A 20,223-nucleotide genomic window follows, 5' to 3' on the forward strand; every position below is an offset into this window, starting at 1 on the left:
AAAATAATTACGCAGCTACCTTGAGCTGCGTTTTTTTTGCTTAAAACTAACTATTTATTTAGGATCAAAATAAGCATTTAAAAATGCGGTAAATGATACTGAGTCACTTTGCTCAATAGCACGCTGAGCGTCGTTAGAGCGTGTAACTTGCTCCTCTAACCATTGCTTTGAAAACACTTGATAGTCTGCAGCTTGATGGCTTTGCTTATACTTTTCAGCAATTGCTAGCGCATAATGGCCGTTATCTAGCCCTGAAGCTTCTAACTCAGCTACATAACGCCCAGAATATGTAAGTCCTGGGTTATTAATCCAAGTTGCCATGCGCTCAATAGTACTTGAATAATAACTAACGCCGTAGGCAGTATCCATGTATTTTGCCACTTCACTTAATTGCGAAAATATATCTTCACCCCACGATTGAAGGGTACGTGGTTGATTAAAGTAATTAAGTTCAAGGCCTTTTTCTCGCCCTTTATTTACTACTGTATCAAGATTTTCTGTGCTGCGTGTTTGCTCTTCCCAATCCATTGCCGGTGAGCTTTTTAATAAACAATACGTTAAAAACACATCTAAAAAGTGGAACTGCTCTATATCTATGCCCACTTCACTAAATGGATTAACATCTAATGCGCGAATTTCGACATATTCAATACCGGCTCTAAGTAGTGCATCTGTTGGTGTTTCACCGTTTTTAGCATTACGTTTAGGGCGAATTGGCGAATAAAATTCGTTTTCTATTTGCAGAATATTCTTATTTAACTGTTTTGGATTTTCGCTGGTGTAATCGTCAAGGTTGCCGTAAATATCTGAAGGTGTGTTAATTGATTTTTTCAAACCAGCTACATATTCATCTAACGAGTTATACATTACACGCAGTGATGATTGTGCGCTATTGGTGTAACCTAAGTTACCTAAGCGCAGCGCAGTGCCTACTTCTAAATACAGGGTGCCTTTACCTAGCTTTTTAAATGGTAAATCGGTTTTTCTACCCTGTAAAAACGAACTACATAACGCAGGTGATGCACCAAATAAATAACTGATCAGCCATAATTCACGTTTAAAATTACGAATAAGCGCTAAGTAACCATCAGATATAAAATCCTCTAAACTAAGGTCGCTATTTTTTAGCGTATGTAATGACTGCCACAATGAATCTGGAAACGAAATATTAAAATGCACACCAGCAATAGCTTGCATCATACTGCCGTAACGGTTTTTTAACCCTTCACGGTAAAGCGTTTTCATTTGCCCTACATTTGAACTGCCAAATTGCGCAATAACTATGTCGTCTTGATGTTCAATAAAGCACGGCATACTAATAGGCCAAAGTAATTCGTCACCCATTTTTTCTAGGGTAAACTTTTGTAAGTCTTTTAATTGCTGCAGCGTTTGTGTGGACGATTCACTAACTGGGGTAATAAATTCAAGTAACGACTCTGAAAAATCGGTCGTAATTTGGCCATTGGTAAGCGCACTGCCCACCCCTTCTGGGTGTTTTTGTGCAGAGATAACGCCATCACTTTTAATTCTTAGTGACTCACGCTCAATACCACGTTTTATTCCGTTAATTGCATGTTTATGCTGCGTTACTGAAAGAGCGTCAAGCGCGTTTGTTAGATCATGTGTTGCCAAAAAATACTTCCTCGAGCCAAGTGGCTTAATCATAAGGTTATGGGGTCTAATTACCTATACTCAAGATAAATACTAAGAAAAAATACTATTTATAGTTCTATTGTATCTGCTTTGCTTTAAACACGCTTTATTTAACGCCATAAACGATAATCTTGCCATTGCTATACAAAATATACAATTGCTTTGCACTATTATTTATCTTATCAAAACAAAAACTAACCGTACTAAAGTAAATAATTAGCTAACTATTAGCCGTATTAGTCCCATACTGGTATGTTATATATAGCTTATATAACTTTAATCTTGATTTAGATCATAAATACAGGCAATAAATAAACTGAGTGACCTTCATAATGGGATTACCCTACTACCGCTTTATATAAGCAAGTATAATAGTAAGTATTACAAAGGATGATTAAAGAATAATATGCGTCGTAATCAAAGCTTAATAAATGAAGAAGTGGCCTTCGAAGAACAACAAGAACTGGTATCAACAACTGATTTGCGCGGAGTAATCACTTACGCTAATCAAGCATTTTGTACTATAGCCGGGTATGATATAGCAGAACTTATGGGTAAGAACCATAATATAGTGCGCCACCCCGACATGCCAAAAGCTGCATTTAAAGAAATGTGGGAAACATTAAAGCAAGGCCACTCTTGGCGCGGCGCAGTTAAAAACCGTTGTAAAGATGGCCGCTATTACTGGGTTGATGCATTTGTAACTCCTATTTTTGAGCACAGCCAGTTAATTGGTTATCAATCTGTAAGAACCAAATTAAGCCCACAGTTAAAACGCCGTGCAGAACTATTTTACAGTAAAGTAAATGCTAAAAAGTCATTCTTTAATTGGCGCGAACGCACAAGTTTAAGACAAAGCTTAAGTGTATTTGCTTTATTATGTTGGTTAGTTGCAACTGCTGTATGGGCTTCATTTGCTATTGCACTAATTAGCTTAGTGGTTTGCTTAGTTATACTTGCTTTAAACTATGATGAGCTAATAACAACACCAAGAATATTAAAGCAGCAAAAACAACAAGCCGATTCTATATCTCGTTATATTTATAGTGGCCGACACCCTCACAGTATTAGTGATTACAGAGAGCAAATGCTAAGCGCTAAATTACGCACTGTACTGGGGCGTATGAAAGACTCTACCTTAAGCTTTAATGATATTGCTTTAAATTTAGATCAACAGTCAACGCTTACAGAGCAAGGTATTTCATCGCAAGGCTCGCAGCTTGAGCAAATAGCATCTGCAATGGCGCAAATGAGTTCGACTATAGGTGAAATATCAAGTAACACCTGCACCACTGCCGATAAAGTAAGTGTTACTTATCAAAGTTGCTCCGATATAAAAGTACACATTGCCGATAATAATGCCATGGTTTCTGATTTAGCCGTTCAGGTAGAGCAAGCAGCAACAACCGCTAACAGCCTAGCGTCAGAAGCCGATAAAATTGGCCAAGTAATGAGTGAAATTGAAGGTATTGCCGAGCAAACTAACTTACTTGCGCTAAATGCTGCCATAGAAGCTGCAAGAGCAGGTGAGCATGGCCGTGGTTTTGCTGTAGTTGCCGATGAAGTAAGAGCGCTTTCATCAAGAACACAAAATGCCACTGCGCAAATTCACAGCTCAATAAAGGAAATTCAAGACACCTTGTTTAGCTGGTCAAAAATAATGCAAAACACGAAGCAACAAGCCGACAGTTGTGTAAATACTACAACGCAAACACAGCAAGAGCTTGATAGCATTTTCACTCAAATTAGCGAAATAGCGCAACTCGCTACTGGTATTTCGGCTGCTGCAGAAGAGCAACAAGTAGTGAGCCACGACATAGGTACTAATGTAGAGCAGATTAAAAACCTAGGTGATGATAATTTAAACTTAAGTTTTAATGTTGCCAGGGGCGCTGCTGAGTTAGTTGAAGGCTCAAGAAAGATCAACGACTTACTGCTTACTTTTAAAATTTAATTGTCAGCACAAATAAAAAAGCCGCTATGTTAGCGGCTTTTTCGTTTTTACTTTATAACGCTTAACGGCTTGAAAACACTAAACCGTCGTCATTTGCATCAATTACAACAACACTACCTGGCATATAATCACCATTGAGTAATTTTTGCGCTAATGGATTTTCAATCGTTTGTTGAATAGCTCGTTTTAACGGACGCGCACCATAAACCGGATCAAAACCACTTGCGGCAATACGATCTAAAGCAGCGTCGCTTATCTCGAGTAAATAACCCATTTGCGTTAAACGCTCACGTAATTTACTTAACTGAATATCAGCAATCTCTTTAATGTGCTCGTTAGCCAGTGGGTGGAAAACAACGGTTTCATCAATACGGTTAATAAACTCAGGTCTAAACTCATTGATTAAAACATTCATCACTTTTTCTTTCAAAGTAACGTAATCGTTATTGCCCGCTTGCTCTTGAATTATATCTGAGCCTAAGTTTGAGGTCATGATGATAACGGTATTTTTAAAATCAACCGTGCGTCCTTGACCGTCGGTTAAACGTCCATCATCTAAAACCTGTAGCAAAATATTAAACACATCTGGGTGTGCTTTTTCTATTTCGTCCAATAAAATAACTGAGTAAGGTTTACGACGCACGGCTTCGGTTAAATACCCGCCCTCTTCGTAGCCAACATACCCAGGAGGCGCACCAACTAAACGTGCTACTGAATGTTTTTCCATAAACTCAGACATATCAATACGCACCATGGCACTTTCGGTGTCGAACATATAGCCGGCGAGTGCTTTGGTTAATTCTGTTTTACCGACCCCGGTTGGGCCTAAAAACAAAAACGAGCCAATCGGGCGATTAGGATCGGCAAGCCCTGCACGTGAGCGGCGAATAGCATTAGCTACCGCTACAACGGCTTCATCTTGTCCGATTACTTTTTCATGTAGCTTTTCTTCCATCTGCAATAGTTTTTCTCGCTCACCTTGTAGCATCCGCGATACTGGAATACCGGTCCAACGAGAGAGTATTTCGGCTATTTCATCTTCGCCCACTTGGTTTTTTAGCAAGGTCATTTCTTGCATTTCTGCTTGCGATGCTAAATCAAGTTTACGCTCAAGCTCTGGTATGCGGCCATATTGTAGCTCCGACATACGCTGTAAATCGCTGGCTCTTCGAGCTACATCTAAATCAAGTCGTGCTTGTTCTAGCTCAGCTTTAATAACTTGAGTACCTTGTAAAGATGCTTTTTCGGCAGTCCATATCTCATCAAGCTCATTGTACTCTCCTTCAAGCTCGGTGATCAGCTCTTGCATTTCAGTACGGCGTTTTAAACTTGCTTCGTCTTTTTCTTTGGCGAGTGCGTTATCTTCAAGTTTTAATTGAATAATACGGCGCTCTAACTTATCTAACGACTCTGGTTTTGAATCTATTTGTAGACGAATAGAAGAGCCCGCTTCATCTATAAGATCAATCGCTTTATCGGGTAATTGACGGTCACTAATATAACGATGCGATAATTGCGCAGCAGCAACGATAGCAGGATCGGTAATTTCAACAGAGTGATGCAGCTCGTAGCGCTCTTTTAGGCCACGTAATATAGCAATAGTATCCTCAACCGAAGGCTCCTCTACCAATACCTTTTGAAAGCGACGCTCAAGGGCGGCGTCTTTTTCAATGTATTTACGATATTCATCAAGAGTGGTGGCACCTACGCAATGTAATTCGCCACGGGCAAGTGCCGGTTTTAGCATATTGCCTGCATCCATTGCGCCATCACTTTTACCTGCGCCTACAATTGTGTGTATTTCATCAATAAATAAAATCACTTGGCCTTCTTCTTTAGCCAGTTCATTTAATACTGATTTTAATCGCTCTTCAAATTCGCCGCGGTATTTAGCACCGGCCACCAGCGCGCCTAAATCAAGCGAAAGTACCCGCTTGTTTTTTAATCCCTCTGGTACTTCACCATTAATAATACGCTGTGCTAAACCTTCGGCAATCGCGGTTTTACCTACACCGGGTTCACCTATTAATACTGGGTTGTTTTTAGTTCGGCGTTGTAAAACTTGAATTGTTCGGCGAATTTCATCATCTCGACCAATAACCGGATCAAGCTTACCTTGCTCTGCACGTTCGGTTAAATCTATGGTGTATTTTTCAAGTGCTTGGCGTGTTTCTTCGGCATTTGGATCATCAACCTTTTGCCCACCACGCACTGCATTAATGGCCGTTTCTATTTTGTCGGAGGTGATATTTAAGGTTTTAAAAATATTACCCAGCGGGCCTTTATCGTCGCAAGCAGCTAATACAAACAGTTCGCTAGAAATATATTTATCTTTACGCTTTTGCGCATACTTATCGCATAAGTTGATCAAGGATATAGTGTTGTTCGATAGCTGCACATCGCCGCCTACGCCTTCCACTTTAAATAGTTTTTCTATTTCTTGGGAAAGCTTAGTATTAAGCTCGTCAGCACTAACACCTGCTTGTGCTAATAACGCGCGCACGCTTGAGCCGCTTTGCTTTAACAAAGCATACATTAAGTGTACCGGCTCAATAAATTGATGATCGCGGCCAAGGGCTAAAGATTGCGCATCAGAAAGCGCAGACTGAAATTTACTGGTAAATCTATCTAAACGCATTGGGGTTACCTATTAATAAAACTCATTGCTTAAATAATGGGTATGTTAGGGGGGTTGTTCAAGGTGTTGCAGTAAATATAATCATTATATTGATAAATTAGTTGCGCCAGATCAAACTTGCCATGCGTCCGGTTTGGCCGTCGCGTCGGTACGAAAAAAACTGTTCAGTTTGAGAAACCGTACAGTGCTCACCACCGGTAATATTTATAATCCCTAATTGACGCAATTGAATACGTGCAAGGTGATAAATATCGGCAAGGTACTTTTGGTTTGCACACGCTTTAAACGCTTTGGCAAACAAAGGGTTTTGGGCATTAAACAATGCAAACACCTCGCTACCTACCTCAAATTTATCAGCCCCTATTGCGGGACCTAACCAGGCACTTATTTCACTTTTTTTGGCATTAAAGCAGTTTAGCGTATTTTTAATTACACCTTGCTCTAATCCACGCCAACCAGCATGTATGGCAGCTACTTCTTTTCCATCGTTACTGGCAAGTAAAATGGGCAAGCAATCGGCGGTCATTATTGCCAAAGGCTGAGCAACGAGTTGTGTATATAGTGCATCTCCTTGATGGTGAGCGTTAAATTTAAACTGCCCATCAACAATGAGTACATCGCCACTATGAACTTGATCTATCCATACAGCACTATTTGGCAAATGCTTATCCAACAAAGCACGATTTTTTAATACCTGTTGTTTATTATCACCAACATGCAGCCCTAAATTTAAACTCTTAAACGGCGCTTCTGAAACACCGCCTACACGTGTGGTACTTAATGTACTCACACCTGTTATAGGGACTTGCCATGCTGCTGATAAAAGCTGCATTATCTATCTATGTCAGGATTAGCTTTTGTGTCTTCACGCAGTGCCAGTGTCATAGCAACCATGTCATCTGGAATAGGTGCTTGCCATGTCATCATTTCACCCGTAATTGGGTGCGCAATACTTAATTTAACCGCATGTAATGCTTGGCGTTTAAAACTACGCAGCAATTCAAATAACTCAGGCGTTGCCCCTTTAGGTGGACGCGGACGGCCGCCATAAGACTGATCGCCAATAAGCGGATGATTTAAATAAGCCATATGCACACGTATTTGGTGAGTACGACCGGTTTCAAGGCGTAAACGTAAACGTGTATGAGCACGAAACTTTTCAGCAACACGGTAATGCGTAATCGCTGGCTTACCCTGTTCATGTACATCCATATGCGTACGTTGCGTTGCATGGCGGCCAATAGGCTTTTCAACCATACCACCAGCGGTCATTGTGCCATTGCAAAGCGCTTCGTATTCACGCGTGAAATTTTCACGTTTTTGCAGTGCGGTTACTAAATGCGTTTGTGCCGGAATAGTTTTAGCTACCACCATAAGGCCTGTAGTGTCTTTATCTAATCGGTGCACAATACCCGCGCGAGGTACATTAATAATTTCTGGGTGGTAATGTAGCAATGCATTTAGCACTGTGCCATCTGGATTACCTGCACCAGGATGAACTACCAAGCCCATAGGTTTATTAATTACCAAAATATCATCATCTTCATAAACAATGTCTAATTTGATATCTTGCGCTATGTATTCACGAGGTGCTTCAATGGTTGTTTCAACATTAAGTACTTCACCACCAAGCAGTTTAGTGCGCGGTGTGTTGAATATTTCGCCATCAACGGTGATTTTATCATCCAAAATCCACGTTTTTATCCTTGATCGTGAATAATCAGGGAACAATTGTGCTAATACTTGGTCTAGACGTTTACCACCTAAATCGGTTGGAACGTCGGCTTGAAGAGAAATTTGCTCTGACATTAGTAATTTTACCCAATTTACCAGTGCAAGCTTTGCTCGACTGGGTTAGAATCGCTTTTAATAAAAGCATAATATAATACGCATAGTTTACTCGGTTTTACCGACTTGGCCTAGCCGTAGACAACGAAGGTAACAAATAAAATGATAAATAAAATAGGGAAACGTGCATTCGCCATTGTTTTTTCAGTTTCAGTGCTTAGTTTAGGTGCTTGTTCGTCGGCTCCTGACCAAGAAGACATTCAACGTGTACCTAATAAATCGGCTCACGCTTTGTATGAAGATGCCAAGCAAACTTTAGATTCTGGTTTATATGCACGCGCAATTGAACTTTTAAGTGCTATTGACTCTCGCTACCCGTTTGGCCCATTTTCTAAACAAGTACAAATGGATTTAGTCTATGCGCATTACCAATCGGGTAATACCGAGCAAGCACTAGCAACAATCGACCGTTTTATTCGCTTAAACCCAAATCATAAAGATTTAGACTACATGTATTACATGCGTGGATTAGTTAACATTAAAGCCGATAAAAACGCATTCCAAGAATATTTTGGTGTTGATAGAGCTGACCGCGATGCTAACCGTACACGTGTGGCCTTTACCGATTTATCAACCTTGGTTAAGCGTTTCCCACAAAGTGACTACGCCCCAGAGGCAAAACGTCGTTTAGTGTGGTTGTTAAACCGTATGGCAAGGTATGAGCTAAAAGTGGCCAATTACTATTATGAACGTGAAGCCTACTTAGCAGCTGCTAACCGCGGTAAGTTTGTAGTAGAACATTACTCTCAAAGCAGCTACTTAAACTCTGCACTTGAAATGATGGAAAAAAGCTACGATAAGCTAGGCTTAAGTGAGCTTAGCGAAGACGCTAAACAAACACGAATTTTTAACAGCAGAAATAAATAATTAATTAAAAAGGCGCTTACTAACTTGAGTAAGCGCCTTTTTAGCGTACTTGTTGTAATAAAGCTTAAATAGCTTCTTCATCTTCCTCAGCGGTACGAATACGCACAACACGCTCAACCTCAGTGACAAATATTTTACCATCACCAATTTTTCCTGTTTGTGCCGTTTTAATTATTACCTCAATTGCACGGTCAACATCATCATCGCCCAGTACAATATCTAATTTAACTTTAGGTAAAAAATCAACCATGTATTCCGCACCACGATACAACTCGGTATGGCCTTTTTGACGCCCAAACCCTTTAACTTCAGTTACTGTCATACCTGTAATGCCTACTTCTGATAGGGCTTCACGCACATCATCAAGCTTAAAAGGTTTAATGATTGCTTCTATTTTTTTCATATTAATTACTTTTTAAAGCTACAGTTGCCTCGATTTTAGACAATCACAAGGCTCATAGCAAACAAAGTGACTGTATTACGCTGATAAAACAATCTGCCATGCTATGATTATGCTAATAAAAATAGCTATACTAAAACAATAAGTAACCTACGGGATCAATATGAAAAAAATACAATACGGATTCACTTTACTAGAGCTGATGGTGACTGTGGCTATTGTAGGCATTATTGCCACCATTGCATTGTGGAACAGTAGCGACATGCTAGAGGAAAACCGCGCCGAGAACTTTTTATTAGAGCTAAAACGTAATATTAGTTATGCACGCGCGCAAGCGGCAAGCACCGATGAAATAGTGGTTGTATGTCCTGCTTCTAGTGCTAATGTTGCAAGCAGTCAACCAACTTTAACTTGTCAAAGCCAATGGGGAGCTACGAGTAGTATTATTTTATTTGTCGATGCTGATCGTGATGGCGACTACAAAAAAGATAATGATAGCCTATTGCGCGTAATGCAGGCCGTACCTAAAAATGATAAAGTGGAATATAGCGGTAAAGTTAACAGCCTTCGCTTTAACACCAGTGGCCGCATTACCACAAGCCCTGGGGATTTTATATATTGCCCTAATAGCGATAACGAGAATAATAAAGCATTAACTGTATCTCAATCGGGCACTGCCTTTTACGTTGGAGACACCAACCTTAAGTGCAGTTAAAAACAAGCTCCATATTGTTATTTTTTGATTATTTACTAAACTAAAATAATCACCTCTCCATTTAAGGCTTCAGGGATGAAGTTAATAACATATTCAACTAAGCATAATGGTATAACCTTACTTGAGCTAATGGTAACAATTGCTATTGTGGCTATTATTAGCCAGCTTTCTATGTGGTTTTTTCCTGATTTTTTAGCGCTAAACCGTGCTGATAATCAAGTAAACTTATTACACCGAAATATTAACTATGCTCGCCTTTACGCCATAGAAAACGGTACATACGTTACTTTATGCGCGTTAAAAAACAATGAATGTCAAAAAGGTGATTGGGAGGAGCAAATATCGTTATTTATCGATAACGATAAATCTACTTCTCTTAATAACGATGAGCTAATGCTAAGCACCTTTGAACACACCCATGAGTTTGATAGCTTAGAGTACCCCCGAGAGGCACTTACTTTTAGGCCCGATGGCTCATTAAACGGTTTTCAAAATGGGACTTTTATATATTGCCCTAATAGCGATAAAGCCAATCTCGAAGGATTGGCTTTATCTGTAAGTCAAACTGGCAGAATACGTATTAAATCGACTGATAAATGCCAGGAAAGGTAACTCTAATTATCTTCCCCAACAATAGTCAATATCCTTTCCTTCGCTTGTTTTTGCCCCTTGCGCACCTTTAGTACCTATATCAGTTATAGATAGTGCAGTGCAATCACCATCTCCTTTTACCGGCCCTGCAATAGGTTTTGCTGTGATTGTAAAAGTACTTTTATCAACTACTTTAATCGCTAATTCGAAATGCCCATTCTCTGTTTTACTTTGAATCCCTAAATCACTCGCTAATTCTGTATATTCTCTGTTATCTACAAAGTACTGCTCTTGCTTATTAGCTGCATCTAATAATGCAGCAACTGCCTCTGCACGCGAAGCACGCTTCACATACTCTGTATAATTAGGCAGCGCAATTGCAGCGAGTATACCGACGATAGCAACCGCTATCATCAGCTCAATTAAGGTAAATCCATGTTGCTTTTTATTCATTTAAACACCCTTAATTAGATTTGATTTCGTCGTTTTCTTCGCGCTTATAAATGTAAGTTTGCTGGGTTTTAAAACCAAAACCGACAGCTTCGCTACTTACCAGCTGTATTTTTCCGTCTACTACTTTTAACCCCGGCCCAATAACATCCACTGGTCTCATTGGGTTTTGAGCATCTTTCCCTTTTATACCCGGGCCAATTAAATAAAACTGGCTTTCCTGTTTTACATCAACGGTCGGGTTATCGTCACATTTACCATCACCATTGCCATCAGCACACGACGGTCCTTCACCAAAGTACAGTTGCGGGGTATCGGGTACATCGTAACTAGTAGCAAACTTCAGCTCATCGTACACCTTAGTGCCGTAATGTAAATGAAACGCATACAGTGAGCCACCGCCACCACTAAGTGAACACTGATTTACTGTTGCTGTATCTGAAGCCGGAGTAAACGAGGTAAAATAAGCCACTCCACCCACAACTGTAGCTGCGGCAAGTGATTTTTCACCGGTTGCTAATTCATACCGCCAACCTTTAACTTTAGCTAAATCAGCCTCTAGTTCTATAAACCCATCTACATCGTCTAATAAATTACCAAATGGGTCGCTATTCATCAGCATTAAATCAGATGCCTTGATTGTTGCTGGTGCCCCTGTTTTAAATGACTTAGTCACTGTATTTTCATCTCGAATCATAAATAACTGATCTTGCTCATTAGTATCAGTCGGTTTAGAGCGATTACCACTACCTATAACTATGGCATCGTAAGGCGTATCTAAGCGCGTGGTAACTACTTCCCCTTTTTCGGTGGTTTGAGTTACTTTACTAAACATAGTGCGCGCAACTAATGGCTTGTAAAAAAAGCGCCTATCTTGGGTAGCACGTGTACTACCTAGCTCAGCTAACTTAAAATGGCTGAACTCACTAATATCACTGCCCGGCATATCAATCCGCCAAATATTACCACCTGTATCTGACGCATAAATACGATCTATATAACCATCGTAGTCAGAATCAAGCACGGTTACATCCGCTGCAATACTGTGCTTGCCTGTAAAGCCATTTTCACCGGGTGTTAATGCCCAAACTTTTTTACCTGTTTTAGCTTCAACAATATAAATACCGCGGCCAGTCTTATCCTCACTACGAATAGCAGCATCTTTATTTGTATCGTAACCAGCACCAAATACCAGCAGAGGCTTATCGCCAAATGCTTTTATGTAGGCTATTTGTGGTTTAGACCAACTTTGAGCAAGTTCAGTAAAGTCACCTTTCCCGCCTTCAATTGGTTTATCCCAGAGTTTTTTCGGAGCATTTGGTGCTGTAATATCTAGTGCATAGTAGTTTTTACCACCACGGCGCATTCCTGCAAAAGCCCATACTTCATCGCCTTTGCTTGCATCTATAATGCCGTCATTTAATCCTTCACCGTTTAAACTTTTATTACTAAAATAAACACTGATTGCTCCATCCATGCCATAAACTTTAGTTTCAGCCTGGTTTTCACGCAGTGGTTTAATAATCTTGTATAGCGCAGAGGGAATAAACGCCCAACTCTCACTCACTGTATTTCCTGCGTCTTTAAACATATGTAAAAAGCCAGCATTGGTGCCAATAAGCAAACGAACGTCATCATTACCGTAATCAATTGCTACAGGTTTAGAGTGCAGCGGATCGCCAAAAATATCTTGTCGTTGGTCTTGCTTTGAGCCGTCTCTGTCCTCATCATCAACATCAACCCCCATCGCCCATTTTATATCATCACTTGCTAAGCTAAGTGTATTATCTGGAGTCGTATTAAGAATATCACTTACCACTGTAGGGCTAAATTTAACAAGCGCTCCTTGGTTCTCGGTATATAGGTTACGGCTTTGGGTGTCTAAAGTAGTTAAATGTAAATTAACCCCACCCTGCGCTACTGCGTTACCATCTGCAGGCTGATTACTTGGCAGCCAGAACGTTTTTGCATCTTTGCTAATTAAGCCATTATCATCCAGCGCTCCCTTAGCCTTTGAATCAACTATTTGATCACCCGAAACTTTCAACTTTTTTAAATTACCACGCCAGCGCGCACCGGTTTCGGGATAAAACATCGCAAAGTAAATCGCATCGCGGCTACGGGTTTGATCTACGTTGTTACTCGCTACAGAAGGCGATGAAAAGCTGTCGTTCACTTCTCGAATGCGCGAAATTGTATTTTTAAGTGCATCAGACAACTGCGCAGCAGTATTTGCATGCAAATATTGACCACCGCCATAATCAGCAGTTTCAGTAAGTAAATTTTTACCCGAATTACTCATACCTGTACCAAAGCCAATAGGAAATACACGGCCTATATCAAGTACATTCTTAGTGTTTTTATATAAATCGACTTCCACATCATCAGTACCATGAATTATTTTAGCTAGGGCTGCTAAATAACTATTACTAACAACAGGTGGGTTTTCAGAAAAATAGTCGCGATGAAGATCGTAAATATCATCATTTCTGTTGGAGTCATTACTTGGGTCTCCATCAGTCATTAAGATAATATTAATACTGTTATCACATCTAAGTGGCTCACCGGTAACTGGGATAAAAGGCGATTTATAATACCCAGAAGATTCGGCTGTTTTGTCACGTTCGTTTGTATTAGTACCGTAATATACTTTTTGTCCTGTTATGTATAAATAAGCTTCCCATAATGTTTCAGTCAAAGGCGTTGCACCATTTGCTGGCAACTCATCTATTTTATTCAATAAAATTACTTTATCGGCCCCCACTCTTGCTAAAACATAACCACCGTCACTTCCATTAAAGCGCATTAAGCCAAAATCAATATCATCATTATCATTAACTAATTGTTTAATCGCATTTTGTGCAACGTTTAGCCGACTATCATTACATGTATTGTCATAGTAATTGTTACTGTAACTGTAATCGTACCCATTTGTTGTTGGCCCATTATAAAATCGACCTCGCTTGGTGCCTGAGTTAGCTTTTTTGAAGCAATCTTTTGTATCGCGAGAGCCTGAGCTCTCAAAACATGTACTTTGATAAAACCGAGGGGAACTTGTTGAACCTCCATCCCATTGATAACATTGCTCTCCATCGGTAACATCCCAAGCCATACTTCCAGAAGTATCAAAAATCATCATGACCCGGGGTTTTTCTTTTGTCTCAACATTATAATTTACATAAAGCTCTATATCTTCAGCAATAACCGACATACTTATGGCCAACCCCACCAATGAGGCTAACACTGCATTTAATTTAAACTTCATTTTAAATCCCCTTACCTGTGCTAGCCATTTCTTGGGCTACACCAGTAACTATGGTTAGTTGATGCTTACTTTTTGAACCATATTCTATAGTGGTAGCTACTTGCACCATATTGCAGGATACTCCTGCGGTAAAATTAAATCGGCGTGGGCATTCTAAATTGAGTGCCCCTTTATTTAAGTTAATCATTTTACTTTGCATGTCATTGTGCTTAGCGATTACCATGCCACTCTCATCACCTGATGCAATGCTGGTTACTTCGTCTGGGGTTAAAAAAAACTGATTGCCTGCCCCCTTATTTGCTTCGCCCGAAATCATCCGCTGCACTTCGCCAATCAACTCATTTTCAGCAACTTCACGCTCTTGAGCTGCATTGGTGATTTTAATATCTATAGTGCTACTACTCATTAATGTTACAGCGATGCCTGTTACAGCTATTACCATTATCAATGCTGTAATAAGCACTACACCCCGCTGTTTATTCGGTATATTTTTTAAATGCGCCATAAGTTAGCCCCCACATTATTTAAACGAATAGTGGTAGTAAATACCGTACGTCTGTAATTATCGGTAAATGTTAGCTCTCGTTTATCGCTATCTTCACCCAGTATATATTTTTGATTTTTAATTTTAACTCCAGGATCGGGTTGCAATGCTCTAATCAATAAAAATAATTGTACGGTTAAAATGCCTTTTCGATTTTCCCAATCTGTGGAAGTCATGTCGTTAATGCTGCGGTAAGTATCTACTCGGCTATCATTGGTAGTGTCTAAACCAAATACAAAACGTATGTTTTCAACCCCTTCCATAATAGTCTCTGCTCTTACCTCGTCCGCTACTAAACGCTCTCTCATTAACGCTGGTACAGTCAAGCTTTGATTATTTACTGTATATGTTTGCTCAGTAATATAATAAGTATGATGGCTATAAGGCCATACTGTCGCATTTGTATTTAATGTACTTTGATCAACAACTCCGCGTACAAATTGTGCTTGCTCTTGTTCGGCAATAAAGTAATTTTGATTTATTTGTGTTTCATTAGTCCCTGCCTCTACCGTAAGCTGATTTCCTTGCAAAAATTTAAGCTGAAGAATATCGGTTTTTTTTATCGGGTTATTAATGCAATTCAGTTCTTTTGTACCATCAGCCGTTTTAGCATATATAGTTCTAAAATTACTGCTGCTGGCTAAATCTGGAAAGCTGCCGTTATTTAAGCCTTCAAAACAATCGTTTGTTGGAGCTGGTAAAGTTGATGTGTTTCCAGCTGTAAATGAGTCTTCATAATAGGTTCCCCAAAAACCAATTTGCTCAATATCGCGCTGCATTATATTAATTGCTAAGCGCCCTGACTCTTGAAGCTCGCCTATGGTCATAGTGTCTTTAGTAGTTACCTTCATACCAATATAAGTAAACATAACGCCACCGAGTACTAACCCACCTATAAATAGCGAAATCATTACTTCTATGAGCGTAAAACCTGTTTGTTTCATGCTAGCTCCTCACATAAATATAGCTAGTTAATACCACTAATCGACGTTTTTTATCTGCAGTACCACAGCTAACATCTCCTGTTGCATCACTTGCTTTAAACTCTTGACGACCTTGCCAGGAGATTACTACCTCTAAATTAAATGCTTTACCGCCAGTGCCGGCCACTCCTGCCGGGTTTATACACACAGTCGCATCATCTAATGAGCCGGTATTTTCACGAGCACGAATGGCGCGTTTCCACTGTTCAATATCGAGTAACGCTATTTGCGCCGCAGTGCATGAACCGGAAAAACACGTAGTTGACGACGCTATTGGCGTTTCACTGGTTAATGTTTGTTTATAATGAGTAGCTAACTGAGGACTGTCGTTGGCTCGAATGCGCTGAATAATGTCGTTACCTAAAGCCACAGCGGCGGCGCGCTGCATAGAGTCAAAACTGGCTTGTTTGGCTTTTGCTTGCAGTGCAACGGCGCCTAACAAACCAAAGCTGAGGATGATAAAAGCAATAAGTACTTCTATTAATGTGAAGCCTTTGCGTCGCTTAATTGAGTGTAAATGCATAATAAAACCAAATAAATATTATCTAATTATAAGTGTATGCAAATAAAATATAGATTCAAGAACTACTAAGACTAACGGTTGATTTTGTTGATAAACGGTTAATAAACACTGTTTTTGCCAAAATAGCTTTATAGTAAATGAGTTAACACAAGGTAGATTTAACTGTTTTTAGCTCGCGGCGACTAACCGCTAACAGCTCTTGGCAATTTTGTAGTTCAATAGCATGGCTACCGCTACTTAATGAGTGCAGAGCAACCACCTTATTTTTATTTACTAACGTATTGCGGTGTACTCTTAAAACATGTGTGGGATAAAGGGTTTCTAATTGTTTTAAACTTTGCTCTATAAGCGCACTGCCCCCTTTAAATACCATTTTTGTATATTTTTCTTCAGCAGCAAAATAATAAATACACTCCATTTCTATACTTTTTAATGTGCCCGCGAGCTGATACGTAATTTTTGTTGTTTGTTGTTTTTGTATATGTACTTTATTTAAGCGCCCAAGTTGTTCAACTACTTTTTGTAATGATTGCGCCGATACAGGCTTTACCAAATAACCCGCCGCATTTAATTGCAATGCGTCTAGCGCGTGCTCAGGGTGGGCGGTAATAAATACAATGGCGGGTGGAACTGCAAGTTTGTTAAGCTCACTTGCTACCTCCAGGCCATTAATACCCGGCATATCAACATCTAAAAACACTAAGTCAGGCTGGTTTACTTTACTTAACGCAAGTGCTTCTGTGCCATTGCTCGCTTCATTTTGTACAACTATATTTTGAGCCGCCAATAAACGTACTAAACGCGCTCTAGCTAAGGGTTCATCATCAACAATAATTACATTCATAATTGACTCTCAATATGTTTAGGGATCACTACTTTTACTCTAAATACGCCATTTTTATTAGCAATAGTGAGCTGCGCTTTACCCTTGTAATAAATATTAAGTCGTTGGCGAATATTTTCCAGCGCCATGCCGTTACTTGGCCGAGTATTAGTGGTTGCCACGGCTATTGGGTTAGTGACTATAATAGTTAAATAGCCACTTGTAACATGCAGCTCAACTTTAATGACAGCGCCTGTTTCGCTAGGCTCTACGCCATGGCACACGGCATTTTCAATTAAAGGCTGCAAAGTTAAACAGGGAATATTAAGCGCGGGAAGCTCATTGGGTATTTGCCAATCGAGCTTTAAGCGGTTACCAAAACGCCATGCTTCTAGTGCAACATATTGCTTGCTAAGGGTTATTTCGTCCTCTAATGGCACACTTTGCCCAGAGCGCATTGCCGCTTGCGATAAGGCAGCTAAGGCTAAAATAGCCTGCTCAGCTGCGGTTGCATCATGATGGGTAAGCTCTGCAGCGGTATTTAAACTGTTATATAAAAAGTGTGGGCGAATACGTGCTTGTAATGCATCAAGCTCTGCGCGGGCAAGCGCTTTAGTTTGCTGCTCTTTTTCAAAATAAATTAATAAAAACTGGACGAATAAAGCAGTCAGTAAAGCCACTATAATACAATTACGAAGTATGAAATAAATTAGGCTATTTGTATCATCTATATCAAAAGCAAAATGAGAGAATAAAATACTAAAAATGCATGTAGATAATAAAAAAAAGACAAAAAACAAACTTAACTGAAAAGTTTGAGTACGTTTTTGTAAAAAAAATCTACAGAAGTATAAAGAAGAGGTACTGACTAACACTATTAAGTGTAAAAATAAGCTTATTATTCCAAGGCGAAGCCAAATATCATCTTCTACATTGGGTGCAAAAGCCAGAACAATAGCAACAACTTGCGATACAACTAATGAGGCAAGTACGCCTCGCTCATTAAAAAGAGCCGAAAAAAGCAACCCATCCACTTGTGGCGATTTGCTCATAACGGCTCCCTTTTAAGCTAATTAATTAAATATATATTTAATTCAGATTAGCGCAGCTCAATAGGAACAGCAAATACAATGTTCTCTTCTTCGCCAGGATTTTCAGTAACTTGATTGCCACCAAGTTCTTTTAAGCGGGTTATAACCTGTTGCACTAACACTTCAGGTGCTGATGCTCCTGCGGTTACCCCAACAGCATTAATACCAGTAAACCATGACTCTTGCACGTTTGTGGCATCGTCAATTAAATAAGCTTTAGTGCCCATTTTATCGGCAAGTTCACGCAAACGATTTGAGTTAGAGCTGTTTTTAGCGCCAACTACTAACAACACGTCTACTTTGTCGGCTAAGTCGCGAACGGCGTCTTGACGATTTTGCGTTGCATAACAAATGTCATCTTTACGCGGCCCATCAATAGCAGGAAACTTAGCGCGCAGCGCATCAATTACATCAGCAGTATCATCTACCGAGAGCGTTGTTTGACTGCAGTAAAATAAGTTGTCAGCATTTTTTACATTCAACTTAGCTACGTCTTCTACGGTTTCTACCAGGTAAATACCGCCGTCGTCATTGCCATACTGCCCCATGGTGCCCTCAACTTCTGGGTGTCCTTGGTGGCCAATTAAAATACACTCTATGCCTTTGCGGCTCGCACGGGTTACTTCCATATGTACTTTAGTAACCAGTGGGCAGGTTGCATCAAATATTTTTAAGTCACGACGCTTTGCTTCGGTGCGTACCGCTTGCGATACGCCATGCGCACTAAATATAACTATGCTGTCGTCAGGTATCTGATCAAGCTCTTCGACAAATACCGCACCGCGGCTTTTTAAGCCGTCAACCACATAGCGGTTATGCACCACTTCGTGGCGTACGTAAATTGGCTTTTCAAAAATATCTAAAGCGCGCTCAACAATACTAATGGCGCGATCAACCCCGGCGCAAAAGCCTCGTGGGTTGGCTAGTAATATTTCCATTAACCTTGCACCTCAATAATATCTACTTCAAAGGTTAAACGCTGACCCGCTAGCGGGTGATTAAAATCAATCGTTACCGACTCGCCTTGCACTTCGCGCACTAACCCCGGAAGTTCGGTACCGTCAGGCTGAGTAAACGCTATTATAGCACCTACTTTAGCTGGGGTTTCTGGGCCAAATTTACTGCGATCAACGTAGTAAATATTATCTGGATTTGGCTGACCAAATGCATCTTCTGGTTCTAGCTCAAAGGTTTTGCTCTCACCTGCGTTTAAGCCTAATAAGCACTTTTCAAAGTTAGCTGTTAAGCTACCATCGCCCATAGTTAATTTAGCAGGCTTGTTATGCACTTTGGTTGAGTCGGCAGCAGAGCCATCTTCTAACTTAATAGAAAAATGAAAAATAACCTGTGAGTTTTCACCAATTACAGCTTGGCTCATGCTTTATGCTCCTTCGGACTTTCGCCTGTAAAGGCGTCAAATAATAATAATGCTGCACCAATGCAAATAGCGCAATCTGCAACATTAAATACCGGAAAATGTGAGTTTTCATAAAATACGTGTATAAAGTCAATTACATAACCGTATGCAATACGGTCGTATAAGTTACCAATTGCACCGGCAAGTACCAATGAATAGGCAGCGCATAATACTTTATTAGTTGCTGGCAGGCGCTTTAACCACCACACAAGCAATCCACTAATAGCAATTGCAATAGCACTTAAAAACCAACGTTGCCAACCACCCGCATCACTTAAAAAACTATAAGCTGCACCGTAGTTATGTACATAAGTAATACTAAAAACAGGCAGTAAATTAATCGACTCTTGATAAGCCATACTACTTACAACAAGTGTTTTACTAGCAAAGTCTACTACTAACAGCAGTAGACTTAACCATAGCCACACTAAACCACTTTTTTGGGCTAGTTTGCTCACTAA

General features: G+C 40.0%; 19 protein-coding genes. 4 read left to right on the forward strand and 15 right to left on the reverse strand.

The window, feature by feature from the left end; translation table 11 throughout:
- Positions 1-54: 54 nt before the first annotated feature.
- Complete coding sequence (gene gshA / locus H5058_RS13010) at positions 55-1,632, reverse strand: glutamate--cysteine ligase (RefSeq protein WP_011327627.1); 1,578 nt, start codon at positions 1,630-1,632, stop codon at positions 55-57.
- Between the two features lie 427 nt (positions 1,633-2,059).
- Here gshA and H5058_RS13015 point away from each other — a divergent pair, with 427 nt between their 5' ends.
- Entirely contained in the window at positions 2,060-3,607 is a 1,548-nt protein-coding gene (locus H5058_RS13015) for a methyl-accepting chemotaxis protein (protein ID WP_089367932.1), read from the forward strand.
- 61 nt (positions 3,608-3,668) lie between these two features.
- Here H5058_RS13015 and clpB read toward each other — a convergent pair whose 3' ends face one another.
- The 3 genes from clpB to rluD all read right to left on the reverse strand — a co-directional run bounded on the left by clpB (position 3,669) and on the right by rluD (position 8,054).
- Complete coding sequence (clpB, locus tag H5058_RS13020) at positions 3,669-6,245, reverse strand: ATP-dependent chaperone ClpB (RefSeq protein WP_182678524.1); 2,577 nt, start codon at positions 6,243-6,245, stop codon at positions 3,669-3,671.
- 97 nt (positions 6,246-6,342) lie between these two features.
- Positions 6,343-7,077, reverse strand: a complete 735-nt coding sequence (pgeF, locus tag H5058_RS13025; protein ID WP_182678526.1) for a peptidoglycan editing factor PgeF — start codon at positions 7,075-7,077, stop codon at positions 6,343-6,345.
- A complete protein-coding gene (rluD, locus tag H5058_RS13030) occupies positions 7,077-8,054 on the reverse strand; it encodes a 23S rRNA pseudouridine(1911/1915/1917) synthase RluD (RefSeq protein WP_011327623.1) in 978 nt (325 codons plus the stop codon). Before rluD ends, pgeF begins: the two co-directional genes overlap by 1 nt.
- A gap of 141 nt (positions 8,055-8,195) precedes the next feature.
- On the opposite strand from rluD, the gene H5058_RS13035 reads away from it, so the two are divergent.
- Entirely contained in the window at positions 8,196-8,960 is a 765-nt protein-coding gene (locus H5058_RS13035) for an outer membrane protein assembly factor BamD (RefSeq protein WP_182678528.1), read from the forward strand.
- 64 nt (positions 8,961-9,024) lie between these two features.
- On the opposite strand, the gene glnB is transcribed toward H5058_RS13035, so the two are convergent.
- Positions 9,025-9,363, reverse strand: coding sequence for a nitrogen regulatory protein P-II (glnB, locus tag H5058_RS13040; protein ID WP_011327621.1), 339 nt, complete (start codon positions 9,361-9,363; stop codon positions 9,025-9,027).
- A 160-nt stretch (positions 9,364-9,523) separates the two neighbouring features.
- On the opposite strand from glnB, the gene H5058_RS13045 reads away from it, so the two are divergent.
- Both H5058_RS13045 and H5058_RS13050 read left to right on the forward strand, forming a co-directional pair.
- Positions 9,524-10,075, forward strand: a complete 552-nt coding sequence (locus H5058_RS13045; protein ID WP_182678530.1) for a GspH/FimT family pseudopilin — start codon at positions 9,524-9,526, stop codon at positions 10,073-10,075.
- 75 nt (positions 10,076-10,150) lie between these two features.
- A complete protein-coding gene (locus H5058_RS13050) occupies positions 10,151-10,687 on the forward strand; it encodes a GspH/FimT family pseudopilin (protein WP_179807237.1) in 537 nt (178 codons plus the stop codon).
- Between the two features lie 6 nt (positions 10,688-10,693).
- Here H5058_RS13050 and H5058_RS13055 read toward each other — a convergent pair whose 3' ends face one another.
- The 10 genes from H5058_RS13055 to lspA all read right to left on the reverse strand — a co-directional run bounded on the left by H5058_RS13055 (position 10,694) and on the right by lspA (position 20,220).
- Complete coding sequence (locus tag H5058_RS13055; protein WP_182678531.1) at positions 10,694-11,119, reverse strand: type IV pilin protein; 426 nt, start codon at positions 11,117-11,119, stop codon at positions 10,694-10,696.
- A 10-nt stretch (positions 11,120-11,129) separates the two neighbouring features.
- On the reverse strand, positions 11,130-14,381 hold the full coding sequence (locus tag H5058_RS13060; RefSeq protein ID WP_182678533.1) for a pilus assembly protein: 3,252 nt from the start codon (positions 14,379-14,381) through the stop codon (positions 11,130-11,132).
- 1 nt (position 14,382) lies between these two features.
- Positions 14,383-14,886, reverse strand: a complete 504-nt coding sequence (locus H5058_RS13065) for a pilus assembly protein PilX (protein WP_086993274.1) — start codon at positions 14,884-14,886, stop codon at positions 14,383-14,385.
- A complete protein-coding gene (locus H5058_RS13070) occupies positions 14,874-15,869 on the reverse strand; it encodes a PilW family protein (RefSeq protein ID WP_182678535.1) in 996 nt (331 codons plus the stop codon). The genes H5058_RS13065 and H5058_RS13070 overlap by 13 nt, the downstream gene beginning before the upstream one ends.
- 1 nt (position 15,870) lies before the next feature.
- The gene (pilV, locus tag H5058_RS13075; RefSeq protein WP_011327614.1) at positions 15,871-16,431 is read right to left on the reverse strand and encodes a type IV pilus modification protein PilV; all 561 of its coding nucleotides are present in this window, start codon (positions 16,429-16,431) and stop codon (positions 15,871-15,873) included.
- A gap of 142 nt (positions 16,432-16,573) precedes the next feature.
- Entirely contained in the window at positions 16,574-17,275 is a 702-nt protein-coding gene (locus H5058_RS13080) for a LytTR family DNA-binding domain-containing protein (RefSeq protein WP_182678537.1), read from the reverse strand.
- Entirely contained in the window at positions 17,272-18,306 is a 1,035-nt protein-coding gene (locus H5058_RS13085) for a sensor histidine kinase (RefSeq protein WP_179807243.1), read from the reverse strand. The genes H5058_RS13080 and H5058_RS13085 overlap by 4 nt, the downstream gene beginning before the upstream one ends.
- Positions 18,307-18,353: 47 nt before the next feature.
- On the reverse strand, positions 18,354-19,283 hold the full coding sequence (gene ispH, locus H5058_RS13090; RefSeq protein WP_182678540.1) for a 4-hydroxy-3-methylbut-2-enyl diphosphate reductase: 930 nt from the start codon (positions 19,281-19,283) through the stop codon (positions 18,354-18,356).
- Complete coding sequence (gene fkpB, locus H5058_RS13095) at positions 19,283-19,723, reverse strand: FKBP-type peptidyl-prolyl cis-trans isomerase (RefSeq protein WP_011327610.1); 441 nt, start codon at positions 19,721-19,723, stop codon at positions 19,283-19,285. The genes ispH and fkpB overlap by 1 nt, the downstream gene beginning before the upstream one ends.
- Positions 19,720-20,220 (reverse strand): signal peptidase II, encoded by a 501-nt coding sequence (gene lspA / locus H5058_RS13100; RefSeq protein WP_058372872.1) that lies wholly within the window; start codon positions 20,218-20,220, stop codon positions 19,720-19,722. Before lspA ends, fkpB begins: the two co-directional genes overlap by 4 nt.
- Positions 20,221-20,223: the final 3 nt, after the last annotated feature.

It is taken from the genome of Pseudoalteromonas sp. SR45-4 (assembly GCF_014163535.1).
Lineage (GTDB): Bacteria > Pseudomonadota > Gammaproteobacteria > Enterobacterales > Alteromonadaceae > Pseudoalteromonas > Pseudoalteromonas nigrifaciens.